The 23662-nt window shown below is 74.2% G+C and carries 20 protein-coding genes; 14 read left to right on the top strand and 6 right to left on the bottom strand.

Features of this window, described 5'->3' with window-relative positions:
* The first annotated feature begins 12 nt into the window (after positions 1 to 12).
* The 8 genes from AC060L_RS10340 to AC060L_RS10305 are packed head-to-tail and all read left to right on the top strand — an operon-like array spanning position 13 to position 9436.
* Positions 13 to 306 (top strand): acyl carrier protein, encoded by a 294-nt coding sequence (locus AC060L_RS10340; RefSeq protein WP_483798332.1) that lies wholly within the window; start codon positions 13 to 15, stop codon positions 304 to 306.
* Positions 303 to 3200, top strand: coding sequence for a type I polyketide synthase (locus AC060L_RS10335; protein WP_483798331.1), 2898 nt, complete (start codon positions 303 to 305; stop codon positions 3198 to 3200). The genes AC060L_RS10340 and AC060L_RS10335 overlap by 4 nt, the downstream gene beginning before the upstream one ends.
* Positions 3200 to 4279 (top strand): 3-oxoacyl-ACP synthase III family protein, encoded by a 1080-nt coding sequence (locus AC060L_RS10330; RefSeq protein ID WP_483798330.1) that lies wholly within the window; start codon positions 3200 to 3202, stop codon positions 4277 to 4279. Before AC060L_RS10335 ends, AC060L_RS10330 begins: the two co-directional genes overlap by 1 nt.
* On the top strand, positions 4276 to 6222 hold the full coding sequence (locus AC060L_RS10325) for an HAD-IIIC family phosphatase (protein ID WP_483798329.1): 1947 nt from the start codon (positions 4276 to 4278) through the stop codon (positions 6220 to 6222). Before AC060L_RS10330 ends, AC060L_RS10325 begins: the two co-directional genes overlap by 4 nt.
* A complete protein-coding gene (locus tag AC060L_RS10320) occupies positions 6201 to 6428 on the top strand; it encodes an acyl carrier protein (protein ID WP_483798328.1) in 228 nt (75 codons plus the stop codon). Before AC060L_RS10325 ends, AC060L_RS10320 begins: the two co-directional genes overlap by 22 nt.
* Entirely contained in the window at positions 6425 to 7339 is a 915-nt protein-coding gene (locus tag AC060L_RS10315; RefSeq protein ID WP_483798327.1) for a 2-oxo acid dehydrogenase subunit E2, read from the top strand. Before AC060L_RS10320 ends, AC060L_RS10315 begins: the two co-directional genes overlap by 4 nt.
* Positions 7224 to 8156, top strand: coding sequence for a 4'-phosphopantetheinyl transferase family protein (locus AC060L_RS10310; RefSeq protein WP_483798493.1), 933 nt, complete (start codon positions 7224 to 7226; stop codon positions 8154 to 8156). The genes AC060L_RS10315 and AC060L_RS10310 overlap by 116 nt, the downstream gene beginning before the upstream one ends.
* The gene (locus AC060L_RS10305) at positions 8153 to 9436 is read left to right on the top strand and encodes an FAD-dependent oxidoreductase (protein WP_483798326.1); all 1284 of its coding nucleotides are present in this window, start codon (positions 8153 to 8155) and stop codon (positions 9434 to 9436) included. The genes AC060L_RS10310 and AC060L_RS10305 overlap by 4 nt, the downstream gene beginning before the upstream one ends.
* Here the strand turns inward: AC060L_RS10305 and AC060L_RS10300 are convergent.
* On the bottom strand, positions 9417 to 10676 hold the full coding sequence (locus AC060L_RS10300) for a serine hydrolase domain-containing protein (protein ID WP_483798325.1): 1260 nt from the start codon (positions 10674 to 10676) through the stop codon (positions 9417 to 9419). The genes AC060L_RS10305 and AC060L_RS10300 overlap by 20 nt on opposite strands.
* Before the next feature lie 191 nt (positions 10677 to 10867).
* Here AC060L_RS10300 and AC060L_RS10295 point away from each other — a divergent pair, with 191 nt between their 5' ends.
* Both AC060L_RS10295 and AC060L_RS10290 read left to right on the top strand, forming a co-directional pair.
* The gene (locus tag AC060L_RS10295; protein ID WP_483798324.1) at positions 10868 to 11929 is read left to right on the top strand and encodes an alpha/beta hydrolase; all 1062 of its coding nucleotides are present in this window, start codon (positions 10868 to 10870) and stop codon (positions 11927 to 11929) included.
* Positions 11926 to 12300 (top strand): DUF4260 family protein, encoded by a 375-nt coding sequence (locus AC060L_RS10290; protein ID WP_483798323.1) that lies wholly within the window; start codon positions 11926 to 11928, stop codon positions 12298 to 12300. Before AC060L_RS10295 ends, AC060L_RS10290 begins: the two co-directional genes overlap by 4 nt.
* 34 nt (positions 12301 to 12334) lie before the next feature.
* Here AC060L_RS10290 and AC060L_RS10285 read toward each other — a convergent pair whose 3' ends face one another.
* Positions 12335 to 13537 (bottom strand): cytochrome P450, encoded by a 1203-nt coding sequence (locus AC060L_RS10285; protein ID WP_483798322.1) that lies wholly within the window; start codon positions 13535 to 13537, stop codon positions 12335 to 12337.
* Positions 13538 to 13796: 259 nt separating this feature from the next.
* On the opposite strand from AC060L_RS10285, the gene AC060L_RS10280 reads away from it, so the two are divergent.
* Positions 13797 to 14405 (top strand): response regulator transcription factor, encoded by a 609-nt coding sequence (locus AC060L_RS10280; protein ID WP_483798321.1) that lies wholly within the window; start codon positions 13797 to 13799, stop codon positions 14403 to 14405.
* A gap of 156 nt (positions 14406 to 14561) precedes the next feature.
* Here AC060L_RS10280 and AC060L_RS10275 read toward each other — a convergent pair whose 3' ends face one another.
* From AC060L_RS10275 to AC060L_RS10260, 4 genes are all read right to left on the bottom strand, one after another.
* Positions 14562 to 15815, bottom strand: coding sequence for a sensor histidine kinase (locus AC060L_RS10275; RefSeq protein ID WP_483798320.1), 1254 nt, complete (start codon positions 15813 to 15815; stop codon positions 14562 to 14564).
* Positions 15816 to 16073: 258 nt separating this feature from the next.
* Positions 16074 to 17645 carry a SagB/ThcOx family dehydrogenase gene (locus tag AC060L_RS10270; protein ID WP_483798319.1) on the bottom strand — a complete coding sequence of 524 codons (1572 nt, stop codon included), beginning with the start codon at positions 17643 to 17645 and terminating at the stop codon, positions 16074 to 16076.
* Positions 17646 to 17734: 89 nt separating this feature from the next.
* On the bottom strand, positions 17735 to 20053 hold the full coding sequence (locus AC060L_RS10265; protein WP_483798318.1) for a TOMM precursor leader peptide-binding protein: 2319 nt from the start codon (positions 20051 to 20053) through the stop codon (positions 17735 to 17737).
* Positions 20050 to 20448, bottom strand: coding sequence for a hypothetical protein (locus AC060L_RS10260; protein WP_483798317.1), 399 nt, complete (start codon positions 20446 to 20448; stop codon positions 20050 to 20052). Before AC060L_RS10260 ends, AC060L_RS10265 begins: the two co-directional genes overlap by 4 nt.
* Positions 20449 to 20729: 281 nt before the next feature.
* Here AC060L_RS10260 and AC060L_RS10255 point away from each other — a divergent pair, with 281 nt between their 5' ends.
* The 3 genes from AC060L_RS10255 to AC060L_RS10245 all read left to right on the top strand — a co-directional run bounded on the left by AC060L_RS10255 (position 20730) and on the right by AC060L_RS10245 (position 23579).
* A complete protein-coding gene (locus AC060L_RS10255) occupies positions 20730 to 21554 on the top strand; it encodes an AfsR/SARP family transcriptional regulator (RefSeq protein WP_483798316.1) in 825 nt (274 codons plus the stop codon).
* A gap of 345 nt (positions 21555 to 21899) precedes the next feature.
* The gene (locus AC060L_RS10250) at positions 21900 to 22655 is read left to right on the top strand and encodes a thioesterase II family protein (RefSeq protein ID WP_483798315.1); all 756 of its coding nucleotides are present in this window, start codon (positions 21900 to 21902) and stop codon (positions 22653 to 22655) included.
* Positions 22656 to 22733: 78 nt separating this feature from the next.
* On the top strand, positions 22734 to 23579 hold the full coding sequence (locus AC060L_RS10245; protein WP_483798314.1) for an AfsR/SARP family transcriptional regulator: 846 nt from the start codon (positions 22734 to 22736) through the stop codon (positions 23577 to 23579).
* Positions 23580 to 23662: the final 83 nt, after the last annotated feature.

Below are 23662 nucleotides of genomic sequence, written 5' to 3'. Positions count from 1 at the left end.
GGAGCATCAGATATGGAGTTTTCCGTGACCGGCCGGCAGGAGCAGCTGCTCCGGGACTGGCTCGTCGAGCGGCTCGGCCAGTACCTGCGCCGCTCGCCCGCCGAGATCGACACCGGCCTGCCGTTCGCCGAGTACGGCCTGGACTCGGTCGCCGCGCTCAGCCTGTTCGGCGACATCGAGGACGCCTTCGGGCTCTACCTGGAGCCCACCGTGGCCTGGGACTACCCGACGGTGAACTCGCTCGCGCTCTACCTGGCACTGGAGATGGCCCGCAGTGCGCCCGGTGCCCTCGGGAGCGCGCTGTGAAACCGGCCGCCACCCATGCCGCGGGACCGGCCGCCGGGACCCCGGCCGCCGGGAGCGCGGGCGCCGCGATCGCGGTCGTGGGGCTGGACTGCCGGTTCCCCGGCGCCCCGGACCCGGCGGCGTTCTGGGCGCTGCTGGACGAGGGGCGCGACGCCGTCGGTCCGCGCCCGGCCTCGCGCCGCCCGTCCGGCGGCCGGGCGGACCGTCCCGAGGGCGGCTTCCTGGCCGATGCCGACGCCTTCGACCACGAGTTCTTCGGCATCGCCGAGCTGGAGGCCGCGGCGATGGACCCGCAGCAGCGGCTGCTGCTGCAGAGCGGCTGGCGGGCGCTGGAGGACGCCGGCTTCGGCCCGGCGGACACCGCCGGCTCGGCCACCGGCGTCTACGTCGGCGCGATGGCCGACGACTGGTCACGGCTGATGCTGGACGGCGGCGAGCGGATCACCCCGCGCACCGGCACCGGCGCGGGCCGCTCGATGCTGGCCAACCGGCTCTCCTACCAGCTGGACCTGCGCGGCCCGAGCCTGACGGTGGACTCGGCCTGCTCCTCCGCGCTGGTCGCGGTGCACCTGGCGATGAACGCGCTGCTGGTCGGCGAGTGCGACCAGGCGCTCGCCGCCGGGGTGAACCTGGTGCTCACCGACGTGCTCGACGAGATCTACGCACAGTCCGGCCTGGCCGCGCCGGACGGCCGCTGCAAGCCGTTCAGCGCACGGGCCGACGGGATCGGGCGGGCCGAGGGCGTCGGCGCGCTGGTGCTCTGCCGGCTCTCCGACGCGCTCGCCCAGGGGCGGCCCGTCTACGCCGTGCTGCACGGCAGCGCCGTCAACCAGGACGGGCGCAGCAACGGGATCATGGCGCCCTCGCGCCGCGCGCAGCAGGACGTGATGCTGGCCGCCTGCCGGCGGGCCGGTGTGACGCCCGCCGAGGTCTCCTGGGTGGAGGCGCACGGCACCGGCACCCAGGTCGGCGACCTGATCGAGGCCCGGGCGCTCGGCCGGGTCTACGGCGCGGCCGAGGGCCGCACGGTGCCGTGCGCGATCGGCTCGGTGAAGGGCAGCATCGGGCACACCGAGGGCGCGGCCGGACTGGCCGGGCTGATCAAGGCCGTGCTCGCGCTGCACCACCGCCGGGTGCCGGCCAGCCGCTACGGCGAGGCGGAGCACCCGACGCTGGACCTCGCCGCGCATGGCCTGCGGCTGCTGGACGCGCCGCTGGAGCTGCCGGCCGGGCCGGTACTAGCGGGCGTCTCCAGCTTCGGCATGGGCGGCAGCAACGCGCACGTGCTGGTCGGCAGCGCGCCGCGGACCGCGCCCGCGGTGGAGGCCGGCGCGGTCGGCGTCTTCACGCTGAGCGCGCCGACCGCGGCCGGGCTGCGCCGCAACATCGAGCTCCAGGCGGCGGCGCTGGCCGACGGGCCGGCCGGTGCATCCCTCGCCTCGCGCTGCTGGACCAGCAACCGGGTGCGGACGGGCTTCGCGCACCGGGTCGCCGTGGTCGCCGACGGCGGTAGTGGCGGTGGCAGCGGCAGTCGCGGCGGCGCAGCTGCCGGCCGGACCGCGCTCGCGGCCGCGCTGCGGGCGGCCGAGCCGACCGGTGGCCCGGTCGGGCGGCCGGTCACCGCGCTGCTCTTCGGCGGCGAGGGCTCGGCGTACGCCGGGATGACCGGGCGGCTGTACCGCGAGTGCGAGCGCTACCGGGAGCACCTGGACGACGCCTCGGCCGCGCTGGACCCGTACCTCAAGCTCTCGGTGGCCCGGCTGCTGGCCGCACCGGGGCAGCGGCCCGAGCTGCCGGCGGGCTGGGCGCAGCCGGCGCTCTTCGCCGTGCAGTACGCGCTCGGCCGCACGCTGGCCGAGCTCGGTCTGCGGCCGGACGCGGTGCTCGGGCACGGCGTCGGCGAGTACGCGGCCGCGGTGGCCGCCGGGGTGCTGCCGCTCGCGTCGGCGGCCCGGCTGGTCGTGGCGCGGGCCGCCGGGCCGGCGCAGCTGCGGGCCGAGGCCGAGGGCACCGAGTTCGCGGCGCCGGGCGTGGCGTACTTCTCCGGGCTGACCGGTGGGCAGGTCGGCTCGCTCGACGCCGGCTACTGGATCGAGCACGGCAGCGCGCCGGTGCGGTTCGCGGCCGCGGCCTCGGCGCTGCTCGACTCCGGGCTGACCCACCTGGTGGAGCCCGGACCGTCGGCGGCGCTGCTGCCGCTGACCCTGTCGCTGCCGACTCCGGGCACCCGGACGGGCGGTGCGGGTGCCGGATCGGGCTCGGGTATGGGCGCGGGTGCGGCGGTGCGGCCGACCGGCGTCTGCGTGGTGCGGCACGAGGAGTCCGGCGTCGCCGCGCTGGCCGAGGCGGCCGCGCAGCTGTACCGGACCGGCGTGGAGCTCAGCTGGGACGCGCTCTACCGGAGCGCCGACCGCCGCTACCACCGGCTGCCGACGCAGCGTTTCGACACCACCGCGCGGTTCTGGCACACCGACGCCAGGCAGCTCACCGGCGGCGGGCCGGGCACACCGGGAGTCAGGGAGGACGACCAGATGACCGTACTCGCGCAGCTGCCGTCCGCGCTGCCGTCCGCGCTGCCGTCCGCGCCGCCGTCCGCGTCCGAGCCGGCGCCGGCCGAGGTACCGGCGGAGGTGCCGGTCGAGGCGGTGCCGGAGCTGGTCCGCGAGACGGTGGCCGCCGTCACCGGCCTGGTCGCCGCCGACCTCGGCGACGAGGACCGCTTCTACGACGACCTGGGCTTCGACTCGGTGATGTTCATGGAGCTCAAGTACCGGCTGGAGGAGCGGATTCCGGCGCTCGGCGAGCTCTCGATCCCGGAGATGATGTCCAGCCTGATCGCGCTCGGCACGCTCACCGCGTACCTCTGCGCGCAGCTGACCCAGGTCGCGGTCTGATGGCCGCGCAGCCGGGGACGCCGGCGCCCGACGGCCCGTACCTCTACGGCGTCGCCTCCGCCCTGCCCGGCCGTCCGGTCGGCAACGAGGAGCTGGCGGGGCGGCTCGGATTGACCGCCCAGTGGGTGGACATCTTCGTCGGCAACCGCACCAGACACTTTGCCGTGGACCTCGCGGACGGCGAGGCCCGCTGCACGCTCGCCGACCTCGGCGAGCAGGCCGCCCGGGACGCGCTCGCGCAGGCCGACGTGGCGCCGGCCGAGCTCTCCTTCGTGGTGCTGGCCACCGCGACCCCCGACGCGCTGATGCCGACCACCGCGGCCGAGATCGCCGCGCGGCTCGGCATCGCGGGCGTGCCGGTGCTGCAGCTGCAGTCCGGCTGCTCCGGCGCGGTGCAGGCACTCACGCTCGCCCGGTCGCTGCTAGGGCCTGACCGGGCGGTCGGCCTGGTGCTCGGCGGCGACGTCAGCGCCAAGCACCTCGACCTGACCCGCGACTTCCGCCGGATGCCGCCCGCCGAGCTGGTCAACTACGTGCTCTTCGGTGACGGTGCGGGCGCCGCCGTGGTCGGTGCCGCGCCGCGCCCGGGGGCGGCCCTCTTCCGTGCGCTGGACCACCGGATGACCGGGCTGGACCTGCCGCCCGGGCAGCGGGTCGAGTGGTACGGCGCCGCCGAGCGGGCGGATGATCGCCCGGCGGTCAGCGAGGACTACAAGGCGGTCGAGCAGCACGTCCCCGAACTGGCCAGGCAGGCCTGCGCCCGGGTGCTGGACGAGCTCGGCTGGTCGGCCCACGAGGTGGACTTCCTGCTGCCGCCGCAGCTGGGCGGCCGGATGACGGCGAAGCTCACCACCGGGCTGCGCGCCGCGCTGGACCTGGACGAGGCGGTCGAGCTGTCCTGCGTGGCCGACACCGGGAACACCGGGAACGCGCTGCTCTTCAGCCAGTTGGAGCTGCTGCTGGCCGCGCTGCGCAAGCCGGGCAAGCCGGACAAGCCGGGCGGCGGCCGCCGGGCCCTGGGGGCCTGCGTCGAGTCGAGTCGATGGATAACCGCGGGATTCGCTCTGGAGGCGCTGTGACGATCAGGACGACGGGCAGAACGAGCAGCGGCACGACCGGCCGCAGAACGATCGACGAACTCCACCGGCAGGACCGGCTGATCGCCGAGTACCCGCAGGTCGCCGCGCTGCTCGCGGCGTCGTTCCAGGACGGGGACGAGGACGGGCTGCGCCGGGCCGGCGCGCTGCTCGCCCGGCTCGACCCGGCCGAGGTGCTGGCGGCGCACCCGGACCAGCCGGTGGTCCGGGTCACCGTCTCCGGCGGCCGGACGGTGACCGCGCCGGTGCTCGCGCCGCTGGCCGGCGAGCTGGCCAGGCACGGCCTGCTGCTCGACGCGCGCAGCGGCGAATTCAACGGCTGGATCCGCGAGTTGGCCGACCCGACCAGCCCGCTGCGGGCACACCGGCCGGACCTCGCGCTCTGCCTGCTGGACCCCGCCACGCTGCTGGAGGGCCTGCCGATCGGCTGGCGCGCGGCCGACGCCGAGCGGCTGCTGGCCGAGCGGCTGACGCTGCTGGCCGGGCTGGCGGCCGGTTTCGCCGGGCAGCGGGCCGGCACCCTGGTGCTCAACACCGTCTCGCTGCCCCAGCGTTGGACGCGCCAGCTGCTCGATCTCGGCGCGCGCGCCGAACTCGGTGCCATCTGGCGGGAGTTCAATGCCCGGCTGCTGCGGCTGGCCCGCCCGGCCGAGGGCGTGGTGGTGCTCGACCTGGACCCGCTCGCCGCCTCCGGCGTGCGCACCGACGACCCGCGACTCGGCTGCTACGCCGGCCTCGAGCTGAGCGGGGAGCTGCTGGCCGGCTATGCCCGGGAGGTCGCCCACGTGGCCCGCGCGCTGCGCGGCGACACCCGCAAGTGCCTGGTGCTGGACCTCGACGGCACGCTCTGGGACGGCGTGCTGGACGAGGACGGTCCGGACGGGATCCGCCCGGCCGGCGGGCTGCGCGGCCAGGCCTTCCACGCGTTGCAGCGGGTGGTCCGCCAACTCGCCGGTCAGGGCGTGCTGCTCGCGGTGAGTACCAAGAACGACGCGCAGGCGGTCCGCGCCGCACTGCGCTTCCACCCCGACATGCTGCTGCGCGAGGCGGACTTCGCACAGCTGCGGGCCGGCTGGCACCCCAAGTACCGCAGCCTGCTGGAGATCGCCGAGCAGCTCGGGATCGCCCCCGACTCGCTGGTCTTCGCCGACGACAGTGCGGTGGAGCGCGGCGCGATCGCGGCCGCGCTGCCCCGGGTCGCCGTGCTGCCGTTCGACGCCGAACCGGCGCTGCACGTGGAACGGCTGCTGGCCGACGGCTGGTTCGACGTGCTGGAGCTGACCGAGGAGGACCGCGAGCGCCCCGACCGGTACCGCGCCCGCAACCTGCGCGGCGAGCTGCGCGCCACCGCGCTGGACCACCGGGACTACCTGCGCTCGCTCCAGGTCCGGGTCGAGCTCGCCCCGGCGCGTCCTGAGGACTACCCGCGGATCTCCCAACTGACGCTGCGCACCAATCGGTTCAACGCCACCGGCGAGCGCTGGTCGGTCGCCGAGGTGCGCGAGCGGGCGGCCGCCGGGAGCGTGCTGACGATCCGGGTGACCGACCGGTACGGGGACGAAGGCTTGGTCGGCGCGCTCTTCCTCGACACTGCCGGGTTCGACGCCGCCGGCCCGGCCTGGTGCCTGGACCAACTGGTGCTCAGCTGCCGGGCGCTGGGCCGGGAGGCGGAGGACGCGGCGCTGGCCGGGCTGCTCCGGCTGGCCCGGGAGGCGGGCGCGACCGAGCTGGCCGCGCGCTGGCGGCCGACCCCGGCCAACCCGGCCGTGCGCGAGCTGCTGGTGCGGCACGGCTTCGTGCCGACCGCCGACGAGCAGCTGCTGGTCCGCCGCACCGCGCCCGCGGTCACGGCACCCGAGCAGATCGAACTGGTGCTGCCGGTGGCCGCCCCGAAGGAGGACACGTGCGTACCGCTGCCGACCTGATCGAACTGGTCAACCGCGAGGTGGGGTTGGCGCTGGAGGCGGCCGACGCCGAGCGGCCGCTGTCCGTGCTGCCCGGCTGGGACTCGCTGCACTTCATCCGCCTGGTCGCCGCGCTGGAGGCCGAGCTCGGCCGTCCGGTGCCGGTCGCCGAGGTGCTCACCGCCCGGACGCTGGCCGAGGTGTACGCCTGGGTGTCCGCGCCATGACGGCCGACCAGGATGTCCGCCGGCCGGCCACGGACCGACCGTCCGAACGCCGGCGGGCCGACCGGGCCCGCCGGCACACCCGCTACTTCCTCTCCTGGGCCCGCGCGGCGGCCCCGGTCCAGCTCGGTGCCCAGGTCGAGCTGACCGGCCTGCTCGCCCACCGCGCCGCGGCCCGCGCCCGCGGTGAGCGCTACTCGCCGGTCAGCTACCTGCTGCTCGCCGCCGGCCGGGTGCTGGCCCGCCACCCGGAGGCCAACGCGGCCGCGCTCGGCGGCCCGGTCCCGCGCACGGTGCGCTACCCCGGCGTGCACGCCAAGCTCGCGCTGGACCGCGGCGCGGGCAGCGAACGCGCGGTGCGCACCGCCGTGCTGCGCGACGTCGACCGGCTGACGCTGGCCGAGGTCCAGCAGCTGGTGGACCGCTACCGGGACGGCCCGCTCGGCGAACTGCCGGGCGCGGCCGGCGTCCGGCTGCTCGGGCGGCTGCCCGCGCCGCTCGGCCGGCTGGCCTTCCGGACCGCCGTCGCCTCGCCGGCCAAGCGGCAGGAACTGCTCGGGACGGTCGCGGTGAGCATGCTCGGGCGGCCGGGCGTGGACACCTTCCACTCCTACGGCGGCACCGCCGTCACGCTCACCGCCGGCCGGATCGCGGACCGACCGGTGGTGCGCGGCGGCGTGCTCGCCGTCGCCCCAACCCTGCATCTGGGCCTCACCTTTGACCACCGAGTGATCGACGGCGCCACGGCGGCGGAGATCCTCAACGAGCTTGTCGAACTGCTGGAGGGCTGCGATGCCGCTGTTCCCGGGGGCTGGGACGAGCCCCGACACCGTCTCGGGGCCGGCGGTGGGGGCGCCGATCCGGCTGCGCAGCCCGGCCGGACCCTGGCGCCGGATCCTGGAGTGCCTGCATGAGCGCGGCGCCGTCATGGTGCACGCGCTGCTGGAGGACTGGATCCCGGCCGATCTGGACGATCCGGAGCTCAAGGAGGTGCTGGGCCGGGACTGGCCGCGCTACAGCGCCATGACGCACCAGCAGGTGCGGGCCAGGTTCGCCGCCTCCCGGTTGCTGCTCAAGCACGTCGCGGCCAAGGTGATCGACTCCTCGCCGCAGGCCGTCGAGCTCGCCTACAAGCCCGGCGGGCGGCCGTACCTGCGCGGCTGCGACCAGATCGACATCAGTCTCAGCCACACCGAGGACCTGCTGCTGGTCGGCGTCACCCGGCTGGGCTGGATCGGCGTGGACGCGGAATCCTCGGAGCGCTCGATGATGGTGCCCGGCATCGAGCGGCAGATCTGCACGCCGGCCGAGCGCGAGATGCTGGCCGAGGTGGCCGACGACGACCGCAACCAGGAGATGGTCCGGCTGTGGACGCTCAAGGAGGCGTACAGCAAGGCGATCGGCCAGGGGCTGCGGTTCCGCTTCAACGAGTTCGGCTTCGGCCCGAGCGGCCGGCCGGTCCAGGTGCTGCGCCCGGACGGTTCGCCCGGCACCGGGCACGAGTGGAGCTTCGGCACCTACCAGGTCGAGAGCCGGTACACGGTCAGCTGGGCGCTCTACGACGCCGGCTTCGGTGACACCGCGGACACCGCGGCCGGCACCATGCTGGACGAAGGCCTGATGGAGGCGCTGATGGCGCTCGGCGGGCCGGAGAGCGAGCTGCTCCGGAGCGACCTGGCGCCGGTCGGTGCGGCCGTCGAGCCGCTGGGCCTGCGGCCGGTGGCGGCATGAGCGCCACCACCGCCACCACCGCCACCGACGTGGCCGTGGTGGGCGGCGGCCCGGGCGGTCTCGCGCTCGCGCTGGAACTCGCCCGCCGCGGTGTGCGGGTGACCGTGCTGGAGCGCGCGGCGGACGGGCGGCGGGACTTCCGCGGCGAGTCGCTCTCGCCGGACGGCGTCCGGCTGCTGGACCGGTTCGGGGTGCTGGAGCGGCTGCGCGACGAGGCGCTGCCGGTGCGCGGGCTGGAGGTCGCCGACGGCGGCCGGCCGGTGCTCTCGGTCGACTTCGGCGCGTTCCGCTACGACTTCCGGTATCCGTGGGAGGTACCGCAGGCCCGGTTGCTGGCCGAACTCGCCTCGGCCGCCGAGCGGTTCGAGGGCTTCCGGCTGCTGCGGCGCACGTCGGTGACCGGTCTGCTGCGCGAGGCGGGCCGGGTGGTCGGCGTCGCGACCGGCTCCGGCGAGCTGCGGGCCTCGCTGACCGTCGCCGCCGACGGCCGGTACGGGCGCACCGCCGAGTGGGCGGGCCTGCGGGTCGAGCGTCGCCCGCTGGAGCGGGACGTGCTCTGGCTGCGGCTGCCGCGCCCGGCCGAGTGGGCCGAGCCGCGCTACCGGGTGCGGATCCGTGGCGGCCGGCACGCGCTGGTGCTGCCCGACTCGGGGGGCGCCACCGTGCGGGTCGGCCTCAACATCCCCAAGGGCGGCGTGCGCGAGCTGCGGGCGGCCGGCATCGCGGCGCTGCACGAGCGGGTCGAGGAGCTCGCGCCGGAACTGGCCGGCGCGGTGCGCGAACGGGTGGGGGAGTGGCATGACACGGCATTGCTGGACATCTTCAGCGCGATGGCGCCGCGTTGGTCCGCCCCGGGTGTCGCGCTGCTCGGCGACGCCGCGCACACGCTCTCCCCGGTGCTCGGGCAGGGGGTGAACCACGCGCTGGCCGACGCCGCCGTGCTGGCCCCGCTGGTCGCCGAGGCCCTCGCCCACCCGGCCGGCTCCCGGGGCCGCTCCCCGGCCGCCGCCCTCGACCGCGCGACCGCCGAGTACCAGCGCTCACGCGAGCCGGTGGTCTCCCGCTCCCGCGCCCTCCAGCTGCGCCAGGAACGCGTCTTCACCTGGTCCAGCCCCCCGGCCGCCGCCGCCCGCCGCGCGGTCTACCGCGCGATGGGCGCCAGTGCGCGGCTGCGCGGTCGGGTGCTGGAACCGGCCTACTTCGCGGACCAGATCGCGGCGGCGTCCTGCGGCGCGGATCCGGCGGCCGCCAGGGCCGAGGTCAGTTCTTCGGCGGCATGATCGCGGCCAGCAGCAGGCGGTTGGAGAGCGCGTTCGGCCCGTCGTTGCCGGTGATGTTGGAGAGCGAGAAGATGCCCCGCAGCGACAGGTCGCGGGTGGCGAACATGCCGTTGGAGTAGCCGAGGTCGTGGCCGGTCTTGCCCCAGAGGACCTGGCCGCCGGGCAGCGGGGTGGCCATCAGGCCGGCGCCGAAGCAGGCCGGGCCGGGCTTGCCGTTGACGGCGCACTCGAAGGTGCCCGCATACGGGACGACCTTGCCGTCCGTGCCCTTGGGGAAGGTGAACATCTCGTTCAGCTGGGCGGCGGGGAGCAGCTTGCCCTTGAACAGCGCGGTGATGAAGTGGTCCAGGTCGGCCGGGGTGGAAATCATGTTGGACGGGTCGCCGCCCTGCTCGCTGACGTCCACGTTCTCGCCCTGGCTGTTCGTCAGGTAGCCGTGCAGGTACGGCTTGGGCATCACCGGGTCGTCCTCGGGGACCGAGGTCTGGTCGAGGTGCAGTGGCTGGAGGATCCGGCTGCCGACCTCGTCCTTGAAGGAGTGGCCGGTGATCTGCTCGATCAGCTTGCCGCCGATCCGGAAGCCGAGCGAGTTGTACTCCTGCTCGGTGCCGGGGACGAAGTGCGGGCCGGGCTTGGAGCGGTGGGGGTCGCTGGGGTTCAGGGTGTCCTGGATGACCTGGTCGAAGGTGCGGTAGTCGTAGCGGTTGGCGATCTCGTCGTCCACGCTCGGGGTCGGCGCGTCCTCGTCCACGTCCGGGAGGCCGCTGGTCATGTTGAGCAGCTCGCGGATGGTGATCGGCTGGAACTTGTCCGACAGCAGGCCGGGCATGTAGTACTGCACGGTCTGGTCCAGATCGACCCGGCCCTCGGCGGCCAGCTGCAGGATGACCGTGGCCTCGAAGGTCTTGGAGATGCTGCCGATGTGGAAGTGGGCGTTGGCCGGGATCTGCTTGCCGGTCACCGCGTCCAGGCTGGAACCGCGCCAGGTCTGGCCGGGCTCGCCGACCCGGGCGATCACACCGGCCGCCCCGTCGCCGGGCTGCGGCTGGATCGCGGCCTGGAGGGCGGCCGGGTTCAGCGCCGGGAAGGCACCGGCGGGCGCGGGGCTCGCGGCGAAGGCCTGCGTTCCGGCGCCCACGGTCAGGGCGAGCACGGCGGTCCCGGCCAGGCCGAGAGCGGCGGTGCGCCGTGCGAGCTTGCTGATCTGACCGGCCGTCATGGTGTTCTGTCGCTTGTTCACGTGATCATCATGCTGGGCCGGTCCGTTCGTCCGCCATCGGTATTTACCCCGACCCGCCCCCGAGGCACCCCTGAGTCCGCTGCCGGGTCATGACCCGGTGTCAGGTCATAACAGGCGCTTGCCCGGTGCTTGAGGCGGGGTCGAGTTCGCGGGGTTACAAGGAAGGCTCGGCGACCGAATTGAGGGGCGAGATGACCGCGGGAGAATTCCTCGGGCTGTCCGAGCTGGGCGAGCTGGTGCTGCTGCATGCCGAGGCGCAGGGGATACCGGCCGATCGGTGCCGGGAGGTGCTGGGGCGGATCACCGAGGCCTGGGGTGACGGACCTGGCGGCTGGGGCACGGTGTGGGCTGCCGAGGGCGATCGGCTGGCCGAGGCCGGGCAGCCCCTGGAGGCCGCGCACCACTACGCGCTCGGGCGGTTCCCGTTCGCGGCGGATGAGGCCCGGCGGCGGGCGCAGTCGCGCTGTGTCGCGGAGTTCGACCGCTGGCGCAGTGAACTGCCCGTTGAGACCGGCCGGTTGGTGGTGCCGTTCGGCGAGGACGGGCAAGTCGTCTGCTGGACGGCCGGGTTGACGCACGGCCCGGACGATCCGCGGCGCCCGCTGCTGCTGGTGCTCGGCGGGATCGTCAGCGTGAAGGAGCAGTGGGCGCCGCTGCTCGCCGCGGCCGACCTGCTCGGTGTGGCGGTGGCCGTCACCGAACTCCCGGGCGTGGGCGAGAACACGCTCCGCTACGGCGGCCCGGCGGCGGAGCGGATGCTCTCGCAGCTGCTGGACGCGCTGGCCGATCGGGCCGAGGTCGGGCGGACGGCCGCGATCGCACTGAGCTTCGGCGGGCATCTGGCGTTGCGAACCGCCGTGCGTGACGGGCGGATCCGCAGCGTGGCCACGGTGGGTGCGCCGCTGCGGCGGTTCTTCACCGACCGGCAGTGGCAGCGCGGTGTGCCGCGCACGACCGTGCGGACGCTGGCCCACCTGGCGACCGCGCCGGAGGCCGACGTCCTCGATGGCCTGCAGGAACTCGCGCTCTCGGAGCAGGAGTTGGCTGCGCTTCGGATTCCGGTGCACTACGTCGCGGCGGCGCGGGACGACATCGTGCCGCCGGACGAGGCGGAGCTGCTGCAGCGGCTGGTGCCGACCGCGCGGGTGACCGTCTTCGACGATGTGCACGGCGCCCCGGCGCACTTGGGCGAGATCCGCGACCTGCTGCTGGGCTCGCTGGGCGCGGCGCTCGCAGCGGCGGGGGAGAAGTGAGCAGCAGCTGGTTCCACCGCCGGCCGGCCGGGCGCGCGGTCAGCCTCGCGATCGGGCTCGGCGCGTTCCACGCGGCGTACCGGCTCGGGCGTGGCCGCCGCGATCCGGTGCTGTGGAGCTGCGCGCTCGCCCCGGACGTCGCGCTGCTGATCGGGATCGCGGCCGCGCCGAGCTGGGAGCGGATGCCGCGCTACGCGATCGCGCCGTACAACGTGCTGCACTCGCCGGTCGTACCGGCCGCGCTGCTCGCGGCGGCGGGGCTGCGCCGGGACCGGCGGCTCGCGGTGGCGGGCCTGGCCTGGCTCGGTCACCTGGGCTGGGACCGCGCCTGGGGCTACGGCCCGCGGGACGCGGACGGCTACGTGAGCTGAGGGTGGGGCGGGCGAGGCCCGCCCCACCCGGGTGTCACCAGCTGACCGGCAGCTCCACCAGCCGGTTGACCAGCAGCCCGCTGTGCATCCTGACGTCCTCGGCCGGCACCGCGAGGCGCAGCCCGGGGAGGCGGCGGGCCAGCGCGGTGAGCGCGATCTCCAGTTCGGCGCGGGCCAGCGGGGCGCCGAGGCAGTGGTGGATGCCGTGGCCGAACGCGGCGTGCGTGGCGCCGGCCCGGTCGGGGTCGAAGCGGTCCGGATCGGGGAACACCGACTCGTCCCGGTTGGCCGAGCAGATCGAGGCGATCACCGCACTGTTGGCCGGGATGGTGGTGCCCGCGATGGTGACCGGGCGCAGCGTGACCCGCAGCGGGCCGCCGTCGCCGATCGGGTTGTACCGCAGCAGCTCCTCGACCAGGGCCGGCACGTCCTGCGGCCGGTCCAGCACGGTGGCGAGGCGCTGCGGCGTGCGCAGCAGCGTGAAGACCGAGGTGCCGATCACGCCGGCCGTCGTCTCGAAGCCGGCGATCAGCAGCGTCATCGCCATGGTCACCAGCTCGCGGTGGTCCAGCGAGCCGTGCTCGTCGTGGGCCAGCACGAGCGCGCTCAGCAGGTCCTCGGCCGGTTCGGCGCGCTTGGCGGCGACCAGGCCGGCCAGGTAGCCGATCAGCTCGTCGCGGGCGGTGCGCATCTGCTCGGGGGTGTGGCTGGAGAGCGAGAGCAGCGCGTCCGACCAGCCGCGGAACCGGTCGCGGTCCTCGAACGGGACGCCGAGCAGCTCGCAGATGACGATCGCGGGCAGCGGCAGCGCGTAGCCGGCCTGGAGGTCGGCGCCGGGACCGGCGGCGACCAGCCCGTCCAGCAGCTCTTCGGCGGCCTGCTCGATCCGTGGGCGCATCGCCTTCACCCGGGCCGCGGTGAACTCGCGGGCGACCAGGCGGCGCAGCCGGGTGTGGTCGGGCGGGTCCATGGTGAACAGGCCACCGCCCTCGAACGGCACGGCGGTCAGCTTGGGCGCCTCGGGCAGGACGGTGGCCGCGCGGCTGAAGAGCGGGTCGGAGAGTACGGTACGGACGTCCTGGTAGCGGGTGACCAGGTAGCCGGGGTCGCCGCTCGGCAGCGTGACGTGCGCGACGGGGCAGCGCGAGCGGAGCTCCTGGTGCACCGGGGGGACCTCGGTGGCGGACGGCCGGCTCGGCGGGTAGCCGAGGGGGAGGTCGGCGCGGCTCCCGGGCATGGCAGCATCGAAGGCGCCGGGATCCGGAGCGGAAGAATCCGGCTTTCCAGACTCGATACTTTCGGAGTCAACTATTCCGGTTGCGATGATCTCGGGGGCGCTGGTCATATCTCCTCCTGACAGGACATCGGCTCAGGTCAGGGGCAGCTTCCGGGGTACCGCTCGAGCCGCACTGGAAGTGTTTTCCGGAGTAGCATCCTCCGCGGGAGTGCTGGAGTGGCAACCCGTGCCCTAGGTGAATCAAGCGGGGGAGCATTACGTGACCATTCGGGTGTTGCTGGCCGAGGACATGCACATGGTGCGCGGCGCTCTGGTGGCGCTGCTCGGCCTGGAAGAAGACATCGAAGTGGTTGCGGAGCTGGCCAACGGCAGCGACATCGTCCCCCGGGCGAAAGAGCTGCGGCCGGACGTGGCGGTGATCGACATCGACCTGCCCGGCACCGACGGTCTGACCGCCGCCGCCCAGCTGCACGAGCTGGTCCCCGAGTGCAGCGCGCTGATCCTGACCAGCCTGGGCCGGCCCGGCACGTTCCGCCGGGCGCTCTCGGCCGGGGTGCGCGGCTTCATCCTCAAGGACGCGCCGCCGGACCAGCTGGCCTCCGCGATCCGCCGGGTCGCCAAGGGCGAGTGGGTGGCCGACCCGGATCTGATGCTCTCCGCCTGGGACAGCGGCGACAGCCCGCTGACCGAGCGGGAGACCGAGGTGCTGCGGCTGGCGGCGGACGGTGCCGAGGTGGCCGAGATAGCCGGCCGGCTCTACCTCTCGGTCGGCACGGTGCGCAACTACCTGACCGCCGTGGTGGACAAGCTGAACGCGCGCAACCGGCTGGACGCGGTGCGGATCGCCCGCGAAGCAGGCTGGGTCTGACCCGGAAACGGGCGATGGCCGTGGCTTCGCGCCACGGCCATCGGGACCCCGAGAAGAATGACAGAAACCTTAGAAAACCGAATGGTTGTGGGGTAAACTGATTTTGAGCTGATGGGCCATCAGTTCACCCCGTCCCTTGGCATGAACCGCCTCAGATCAGGCGACCGCCGGATGCCCCGGTCCGCGGTTACCCCGTCGGCCAGGCGGCGGCAGAGTGATCAGCCCTCCGGAGGCCGATCCTGGCGACCCGGCGGATTCGTCCGCAGCGCACTCCTCGGCGACCCCGGGGCCGGCGTCCAGCCCGTCGATCTCGGCGAGCAGCTCGAAGCAGCCGTCCTCACGCACCCGGGCGGTCAATCGGCCGCCGACGGCGGCGAGCCGGGCACTCAGGTTGTTCAGCCCGCCCTGCTGGCTCGGCGAGTCGAGGCAGTCGCGGTCCGCCACGCCGTCGTTGACCAGCCGCAGGCTGAGCGCGCCGTCCTCCTGCATCACGGCGTCGATCGAGCAACGGGACGCCTTGCTGTGCCGGACGACGTTGGTGATCCCCTCGCGCAGTACGGTCGCCAGCACGGTGTCCGCCGCGCCGGGCAGCCGGCCGCAGTCGACGCGCAGCCGGGCGTCGATGCCGGCCGCCGAGAGCACCGACCTGGCCGAGGAGAGCTCGGTCAGCAGCGACATCGAGCGGTAGCTGCGGGCCACTTCGCGCACGTCCGCGAGCGCCTGGCGGGAGAGCTCGATGATGCTCTCCAGCTCGCTCTGCGCTCGCTCGGGCGCCCGGTTGGCCAGCGCGTGGGCCAGCTCGCTCTTCAGCGTGATCGCCGAGAGGCTGTAGCCGAGCAGGTCGTGCAGGTCGCGGGCGAACCGCAGCCGCTCCTTGATCACCGCGACCCGGGCCAGATCGTCCTGCGCCTCGTGCACGGCCAGGGTCAGATCGGCGAGCAGCGCCAGCGCGTAGACGATGATGCCGGACGTCAGCGTGGAGAGACCCATGTAGAGGATCAGCTGCAGGTTGCCCGGGTAGCGGATCGCGGTGCCGACGGTGATCGCGAGGAGCAGCGACGCGAAGGCCGGCACGGCGACCCTGGGCCGCAGCATGGTCAGGATCGAGGCGCCGACGAATCCGCCCATGCCGCCCCAGGGCCAGCCGAGGAGGAAGCAGGGCAGCGTGGTCAGCAGGACCTGTGTGATCAGCGTCCACTTGCCGTACCGGGCCCGGAACCGCCGGAACCGCGGCAGCAGGTGGACCAGCTGGAGGAAGGCGTTGGCCGGCAGGATCGTGAAGCAGGCCGCGATGGTGATCGCCGCCACGTCCTGGTCGAGGATGTCCACCACCTGCATGGTGAAGAAGCCGGCCATGACGGTCCAGACCACTGCCAGCGCGAAGCGCGGTGCCGGTGCCTGAATCCCCATCACCCGCACGCCTGGTTCGGGGCGGCCGGTCTCTTCGCCCGAGCCTGCCGCATCACGCTCGCCGCGGTGCTCGATCCGCCCCCGGACCTGATCCTTTATTCGGCCCTTGAGCGATGCTCCGAGATGCCGTCTTTCACGCCCCATCACTGCTCTCCCCGTCACTGCTCTCCCCGGTACTGCACTGACTGCGGCCGATGCTACGGCCTCGGCGCCCCGAAGAGACTAATTCTAGGTTGCCGGTCCGGGGCAATACCCGGTTCATGCGCGCGTCGCGTGCGCGGCGACAAACCGCGGGTCCACGGCGGCCGGCAATGAGCCCAGGATGAATTCGCCGACCGCGGACTCGGCCCGCCAGTCGAGCCCGAAAGCCGCCGCGGAGAGTGTCGTGCTTCCGGTGCCGATCGCGCAGCCGGCCAGGCCCATCGCGGTGGCCAGCAGGTACAGCGTCTGCTGCACCACGCCGACGTGCTTCAGCGTCAGCGCGTAGGCCAGGCCGCTGTACTTCCAGGAGACCCGGGCGAACCGTGCGGTCAGGGTCAGCAGCAGGTCCGGCGGTTCGGCCAGGCCGGCGCCGGCCCGGGCCTCGGCGAGCAGTTCGGCCGGCAGCCGGTCGCCGGCCGGCAGCCGGACCAGCGCGTGGCCGAGCGGGTCGTAGTAGTACGCACCGGCGGGCAGCCCCTCGCAGCGGTGGACCACCAGGTACGCCTCCAGCTCGTAGCTGGCGCCGCCGCTCGGATACGGGCGGCTGGTGTCGGGCCGGTGGCCGGTGTCCGCGCTGCTGCTGCTGCTGCCGCTGCCGGTGCCGTTGCCGCTGCCTTTGCCGCCGATCGTGCGGACCCGCAGTGCGCGGTAGAGCAGTTCGCCGAGCTGATCGACCGTCATCGGGGCCGGCCCGTGGCCGCGGACCGAGCGGCGGCGCTCCAGCACCTGGCTCAGCGGCGCGTCCCAGTCCGGCGCGCGGTCCGCGGCGGGGCGTGGCAGCGCGATCACCGGGCCCTCGGGCAGCGGCTTCACCGGCGGCAGCGGGTCCTGCTGGCCGCGCAGCGGGAAGGTCGCGCCGAACTGCCGGTCGTTGCCGCCGGGCCGGCTCGACCAGTGGAACATCAGGTCCTGCGGCGACCAGGCGGCGAGCACCGGGTCGCCGTCCTGCGCGAAGCCGCCGTGCGGATCGGCCAGCTCGACCATGCCGGTGGCCGCCAGGTGCGAGAGCATCGCCTGGGCGACCAGGCGGTCCAGCGGCAGCCGCTCGACCAGTGCGTCCATCGTGGTCGGGCGGCCGAGCGAGCCGAGCAGCCAGCCGGCCTCGGGCCGGGCGAAGACCACCCGGCACTGCGCGAGCGGTGACTCCAGCACGGTGTCGCGCCCGGTCGAGCGCAGCACGGCGAACCGGGACAGCCGCAGCGGGCGGTCGCTGGGCACCGCGATCGGATGGAACCGTGCGCTCGGCGCGGTCGGCTCGACCGAGAGCAGCGGCTGCTCGCCGTCCGGCGCGCCGACCGAGCGGACCACCAGCCCGCCGAGCCGGCGCAGCGCGGCGAGCAGCCGTACCCGGGCGGCCAGTTGCCGGGCCCCCGGCACGTTGTCCAGCTGGATCGGGCCCAGTTGCATCCGGCGCAGCGCCTCGACCAGCACCGGCTCGGGCGCGGGCAGCCGCACGTCGCCCCAGCAGGAACGGATCAGCACGGCCCGGCCGTCCGGTTGCTCCTCCAGACAGGCGTCCTCCCGCAGCGACCAGAGGTCGAGCCAGGCGACCGAGCCGGCCGACTCGGTCGAGGCGGCCGGCTCGGCCGGGGTGGCCGAGAGACGGGCGGAGGGTGGGAGGGCTGGCACGGCTGCTCCTGCGTACGGCTCAGACGAACATCAAACGAACGAACAACAAACGAACGGGGATCAGGCAAGCGGGGTCAGGCAGACGGAGATCAGACGAACAGCGGGATCGGGTTGAGGTCCTCGTACCGGGTCGGCTCTTCCAGCCGGCCGAGCGCCACGGGGACGTCGAAGAGCCGCCCGGGAGCGTACCGGGGCCAGAAGTGCCGCAGACCCGGCACCAGGACCCGGACCACCGGCAGCCCGATGTCGGGGCGGGTCTGGTCGAGGACCAGCACCTCCAGACCACGGTGCTCCATGGTCGCGCGCAGCGCGTTCACCTCGTCGAGCAGATCGGCGGCGGGCGTGTAGGGGTGGTCGAGCGGGGTGCGAGCCGGCACGCCGGGGGCCGGCACCAGGTACGGCATCGACTCCGGGGTCGCCTCGCGCCAGAACTGCACGGCCACCTGGTCGGCGCAGTCGTAGCCGGTGCCGTCCGGCTTGCCGTTCAGCACCGCCGGGAGCAGCTGGTTCAGTTCGCTGAGCGCGCGGGAGAGCGCGATCGCCGGGTCCGGGTGGGCGCCGAAGCCGAACAGGACGTCCTGCGGCTCGCCCGGCGCGCGGTCGGTGCGCCGCGACAGCGCGGCGAAGACCGGCACGCCCAGGTCGCTGGTCAGGTCGAGTGCCCAGATCTCGCGGCCGAGCCCGGCGTGGGTGCGGCGCACCTCGGCCGTCCACGGGTCGCCGAAGGCGTCCAGGTCCACCGCGGGCTGCGCGGTGCGGTTGTACCACCAGATCGCGACCGCGTCCCGCTCGACCAGCTCCAGCAGGCCCTGCAGCACGGCGTCCTCCACCGAGCCGCCGGCCGCGCAGCCGTTGGAGTCGGGCCGCACCATCCGCCGGCCCGGCCGGTCGTCGGCGTTGTAGTAGAGCAGCGCGCTGGGCAGCAGCACGTGGCGCTCGCGGGTCAGCGACCAGACGGGCGTCCAGTCCAGCACCGCGTCCGGGTCGAACGCCTCGGGGACCTGGTGGAACGGGTGCCCGGAGGCGTTCCACCGGTCGCGCTCGGCGAACTGCCGCTGGTCCCAGAGCTGCACCGTGCCGGGGTGCATCCCGGCCTCGCCGAGCGAGCGGAGCGAGGCCCGGCAGGTCGCCTCGTCGCCGTTCCAGACGCCGCTGATCCGCTCGACGGCCTCGCAGAGCGCGCCGACCTTGGCGTCCAGGGCGTTGCGGCCCTTGCCGGAGCTCTCCTGGCGCAGCGAGTTGCGCAGCTCGGCGAGCCGGCGCGGGCCGAGCGCCAGGTTGTGGCCGGCCCGGTAGACGTTCAGCAGCTCCGGGCCGCGTTCGTCGCGCCGGATCTCCTTGATCACCCCGGTGACCGGGCTGACCAGGTGGCCGTAGCGCTCCAGCACCTGCCGGGCGCCGAGCGCCCGGTGCCCGCCGCCGGTGCGGACCTGGGCCGGACGGTGCGTCAGGCGGACCGGGCGGATCGCCTGGCTCGCCATCAGCGAGGCGTCGCCGCAGGAGGGGCACTGCGGGCGGCGCAGCAGCGGGTGGCTGCGGCTGGCCAGCGAGAGCGTGTCGAAGGTGACCACCTGGTCGGCCGGAGCGCGGTCGCCGGCGAGCCACTTGGCGGCCTCCAGCGCGGCCAGCCGGGCGCCGAGATCGACGGTGACCGGCAGCGCGGCGCGCGGCACCCGCAGCGGGTCGTCGCCGCGCATCAGCCGCACCGGCGACTCGGCGCCGCGGTGGCCGCTGAGCCGCTTGGCCAGGCAGTGCCAGCAGGCACCGCGGTCCGGCTGGAAGACCGGGCCGACCCAGAGCGTGCTGCCGTACGGCTTGGCGAGCAGCCACGGGCGGCCGGCCGCGCGCTGGGCGGCGTCCACCGCGCGCAGCCGCGGGTCCAGGTAGTCCTCGCAGACCACCAGGTCCAGGCCGGCCGCCTCCTCGACGACGCTCAGACCGGCGCCGGCGCAGGCCGCCCGCAGCGGGGCGGTGTCCAGCTCGCCGACGGTGACCAGCCGCACCGCGGCCTGCTCGCCGACCGGCCGGTCGTGCCCGGCCAGCTCCCAGTACGCCTGTGCGGCGCGGTCGGCCTGCACGGCGCTGTCGGTGCGCGGCGTGCTGCCGTCCGGCGTGGCCGGCCCGGCGGCGCGGTGGTGCAGCAGGCCGGAGCGGGTCAGCTGACCGATCAGCTGGCCGACCCGGGCCGGCGGTACGTCCGGTGCGGTCTCGCGCAGCAGTGCGGCGAGGTCGCGGGTGCCGTCCAGCAGTGGTGCCAGCGCGGCCATGTGCGGGCCGTGCAGCGCGAGCACTCCGTGCTCGGACATCAGGTAGACGGCGTCGCCCGGAATGATCTCCGGACGCAGGTGGTGCTTGAAGCCGATCAGCGGCGACTGCGCGGGCCCCCTCCGGGCGGTCGTCTCGCTCATATCGCGGCGGCGCCCGTCGCGACCTCGTGGTGGGCGGCGGCGAGCGGGGCCGGCTCCTCGGCGGGCTCGTTGAGGGTCAGGCAGAAACCGGCCGAGGGCTGCGGCTTGGCGGGCACCAGCTGCGTGCCGGTGCTGCCCGTGCCGGCCACGGGCTCGCACAGGGTGAGGCAGAAGCCGGCGGCGGCGTTGTCGGGCAGACCGCCGTCGAACCGGTCGACCACCACCTCCAGCTCCTCGGCGGCGGGCAGCTGCGGGGCCACCTCGCCGGGCGCCGGCACCAGACCGACCTCGGCGAGCACGGCGTACGGCTCGGCCTGGTAGCGGTCTCTCAGCTCGGGCTCCGTCCAGCAGCGGACGATCAGCTCGGCGTAGCGCCAGTCGTTCTCGATCGACACAGGGTCCTCCGTGACAGGGTCGGGATCCGGAGCGGGTGGATGAAACTTCGAGTCAGGCTCTGCCGAGGAGTAAACGTGAGTCGAGGAGTTCTCGACCAGTGCCCCCGTCATGGTCCCGATGTGAAGAACTCATAGTCTCGTCAGGAGCCCCGCACTGCCGCTGACCAGCACTCCTCTGAGAACGTGACGAAGTCTGCAGGGGCTCCACCGCGGAGCCGACCCTGACCCATCGGCAGACAGGGCCCGGGGGCCCTTCGGGGAATGTGAACGAGGTGGAGACCATGATCGCTGACTTCAGACTGCTCGGGCCCATGAGCGCGCGGATCGGCGGGGTGAGCGTGGTCCCCTCGGCAGCCAAGCCGAGGCAGTTGCTCGCGCTGCTGGCCGTCCGGGCGGGACAGATCGTCACGGTGTCCGCGCTGACCGAGGAGCTCTGGGGTGAGGCCCCGCCCCGCAGCGCGGCCACCACGCTGCAGACGTACGTGCTGCAGCTGCGCCGCAAGATCTCCGCGGCGGTCGGAGACGAGACCGGCGCGGCCGCCAAGGAGCTGCTGGCCACCGCGCACGGCGGCTACCGGCTGGCGCTGCCGATCGAGGCGGTGGACCTGCACCGGGCCCGTGCGCTGATCTTCAAGGGCCAGGTCGCGCTGACCGCCGGCGAGGACCGCACCGGCTGCCGGCTGCTGCGCGAGGCGCTGGACATGTGGGACGGGCCGACGCTGGTGGACGTGCCGAAGGGGCGTCAGCTCGAGATCGAGTGCATGGCGCTGGAGGAGGGGCGGCTCGGGGCGCTCGAACTGCGCATCGAGGCCGACCTGCGGCTGGGCCACCACACCCAGCTGCTCAGCGAGTTGACCACGCTGACCGCCGAGCAGCCGCTGCACGAGGCGCTGCACGCGCAGTACATGATCGCGCTGTACCGGGCCGGGCGGTCCGGGAAGGCGCTCGAGGTGTTCCGCCGGCTGCGGTCCACGCTGATCGACGAGATCGGGCTGGAGCCCTCGCCGCGGGTGCAGCGGCTGCACCAGGCGATCCTGGCCTCGAACCCGGCGCTGGACACCGTGCCGGCCGGTGCCTCGGGGCTGGCCGACTACCGCTGGGCGTGACGCTCCCGGCGGACCGGCCGGGGTGCCACCGGGGGTGTCAGCCGTGCAGTCGCGCTCGTTCGAGTCGCGCTTGTCGGACTCGCGCCTGACGGAGTCGGGGCTCGCTGGAGTCGCGCTCGGCACTTCCAGGGGAGTTGATCGAGAGGGGAATCCGCAGGTCAGAGGTGGTATGACGGGCTGAGCGGGACCGGTTCACAGGTGAGTCGGGAGCGGATGTCCAGAGTGCTTCGAGCGGCCTTCCAGAACCGATCGCAACGGTGTCCGCCATGAGCCCCCGGCAGTCGGGGGCCGGGTCGGCCCGGAGCGTTCGGGCAGGTCGGCGCAGTTCGATGCGAGGGGGCGGGGATGAATTCGACGGAGCGTCAGCAAGGCGCCACGGCAACGGTGTTCTGCTTCGCGCACGCCGGTGGCGCCGCGGCGACCTATGCGGCCTGGCGCGGCGCGTTCGGCCCCGGGGTCGAGGTGCGGGCGGTGCGGCTGCCGGGCCGGGAGACCCGGATCCGGGAGCCGCGGATCACCACGCACGAGGCCCTGCTGGCCGACCTGGAGCAGCAGATGGGCGTGCCGACCGGGCCGGTAGTGCTGTACGGGCACAGCCTGGGGGCGCTGGTCGCCTACAGCTACGCGCGTCACCTGGCCCGCTCCGGCGCCCGGCGGCCGCTGCTGGTGGTGCTCGGCGCCAGCGCACCGCCGGACCGGCCGAGCCTGCTGGCCGGATCGGCCGACCTCCCGGACGACGAGCTGCTCGCACTGCTCAGTGAGTACGGCGGCTTCGACCCACGGCTGCTCTCGCACCCGCGCTGGCTGAGCCAGGCGCTCGACATCACCCGCGACGACCTGCGGCTCGCGGCCTCGCTGCGGGCGGCCGCCGACGGGCCGTTGGACGTGCCGGTGCTCGCGGTCGCGGGCCGGGCCGACCGGCTGGCGCCGGTGGCGGTGGTGCGCGGCTGGTCGCGGTTCACCGACGCCGGCTTCCGGCTCACCCGGGTGGCCGGTGACCACTTCTTCCACCGCTCCCGGAGCTTCCCCACGCTGCTGCGCCCGGCCATCGGCGCCGCACTGGCCGGCGCGGCCGACCAGGCTTCCCCTGCGTTCCTCTGACGATCCGTCAGACCTGTCATCTGTCATCTGCCAGATCTGTCAGAACTCCAGCCTCACCCACCGCCAAGGAGAAGAACCATGTTGGACATCGGCATTCTGGGGCCCTGCAGAGTCAGCTACGCGGGCATCTCGGTGGTTCCGACCGCGACCAAGCCGCGCAAGGTGCTCGCCCTGCTCGCGCTGCGCCCCGACCACTTCGTCTCGGTCGAGTCGCTGATGGAGGAGCTCTGGGAGGAGGAGCCGCCGCGCAGCGCCGCGACCACCCTGCAGACCTACATCCTGCACCTGCGCAACCTGCTGGCCCAGGCGCTGGAGCGGGCGCCGGGCGCGGTGCCGGTGACGCCGAAGGAGATCCTGGTCACCCGGCCCGGCGGCTACCTGCTCGACACCCAGGGTGGCAAGGTCGACGTACGGGAGTACGAGTCGATGGCCGCCGCCGGCTACCGGGCGCTCTCCGCAGGCGAGTTGGGCGCCGCCTCGATCCGGTTCCGGGAGGCGCTCGGGCTCTGGCACGGCCGCGCCCTGGTGGACGTGCAGACCGGACCGCTGCTCGCGGTCGAGGCCCGGCACCTGGAGGAGTCGCGGATCAGCCTGCTCGGCCGGCGGATCGACGTGGACCTGCGGCTCGGCCGTCACCACGAGATCCTCGGCGAGCTCGCCGGGCTCTCCACCGAATACCCGCTGGACGAGAACTTCCAGGCGCAGTACATGCTCGCGCTCTGCCGGGCGGGCCGGCGCGGCAGTGCGCTGGAGGTCTACAGCCGACTGCGGATCGCGATGAAGGACGCGCTCGGCCTGGAGCCCTCGCCGGCGGTCGGCCGGATCCAGTACGCGATCCTCAGCGGCGAGCCGGAGCTGGCTGCCGGCGGCGACTCCACGGTGGACCCGAGGTACGGCAGCACGCTGCTGCGCCGGGCGAGTTGAGCGCCCGTCCAGCGGTCATCAAGGCCGGCGGCCCCACTACTGGGCGAGGAGCCCCACCCTGGATACCCTTCTGTTTATCTGTC

The sequence above is a fragment of the Kitasatospora sp. NEAU-69 genome (assembly GCF_057158765.1).
The sequence above is the reverse complement of the archived record's forward strand: the minus strand, read 5'-3'. Positions and strand labels throughout refer to the sequence as shown.

Excerpts from the sequence above, each read along its gene's own strand:
- AC060L_RS10315 (WP_483798327.1), top strand. The coding sequence starts at position 6,425 with ATGACGGCCGACCAGGATGTCCGCCGGCCGGCCACGGACCGACCGTCC.
- AC060L_RS10285 (WP_483798322.1), bottom strand. The coding sequence starts at position 13,537 with ATGCCCGGGAGCCGCGCCGACCTCCCCCTCGGCTACCCGCCGAGCCGG.
- AC060L_RS10255 (WP_483798316.1), top strand. The coding sequence starts at position 20,730 with ATGATCGCTGACTTCAGACTGCTCGGGCCCATGAGCGCGCGGATCGGC.
- AC060L_RS10250 (WP_483798315.1), top strand. The coding sequence starts at position 21,900 with ATGAATTCGACGGAGCGTCAGCAAGGCGCCACGGCAACGGTGTTCTGC.
- AC060L_RS10295 (WP_483798324.1), top strand. The coding sequence starts at position 10,868 with ATGACCGCGGGAGAATTCCTCGGGCTGTCCGAGCTGGGCGAGCTGGTG.
- AC060L_RS10265 (WP_483798318.1), bottom strand. The coding sequence starts at position 20,053 with ATGAGCGAGACGACCGCCCGGAGGGGGCCCGCGCAGTCGCCGCTGATC.
- AC060L_RS10330 (WP_483798330.1), top strand. The coding sequence starts at position 3,200 with ATGGCCGCGCAGCCGGGGACGCCGGCGCCCGACGGCCCGTACCTCTAC.
- AC060L_RS10305 (WP_483798326.1), top strand. The coding sequence starts at position 8,153 with ATGAGCGCCACCACCGCCACCACCGCCACCGACGTGGCCGTGGTGGGC.
- AC060L_RS10340 (WP_483798332.1), top strand. The coding sequence starts at position 13 with ATGGAGTTTTCCGTGACCGGCCGGCAGGAGCAGCTGCTCCGGGACTGG.
- AC060L_RS10245 (WP_483798314.1), top strand. The coding sequence starts at position 22,734 with ATGTTGGACATCGGCATTCTGGGGCCCTGCAGAGTCAGCTACGCGGGC.
- AC060L_RS10275 (WP_483798320.1), bottom strand. The coding sequence starts at position 15,815 with ATGGGGATTCAGGCACCGGCACCGCGCTTCGCGCTGGCAGTGGTCTGG.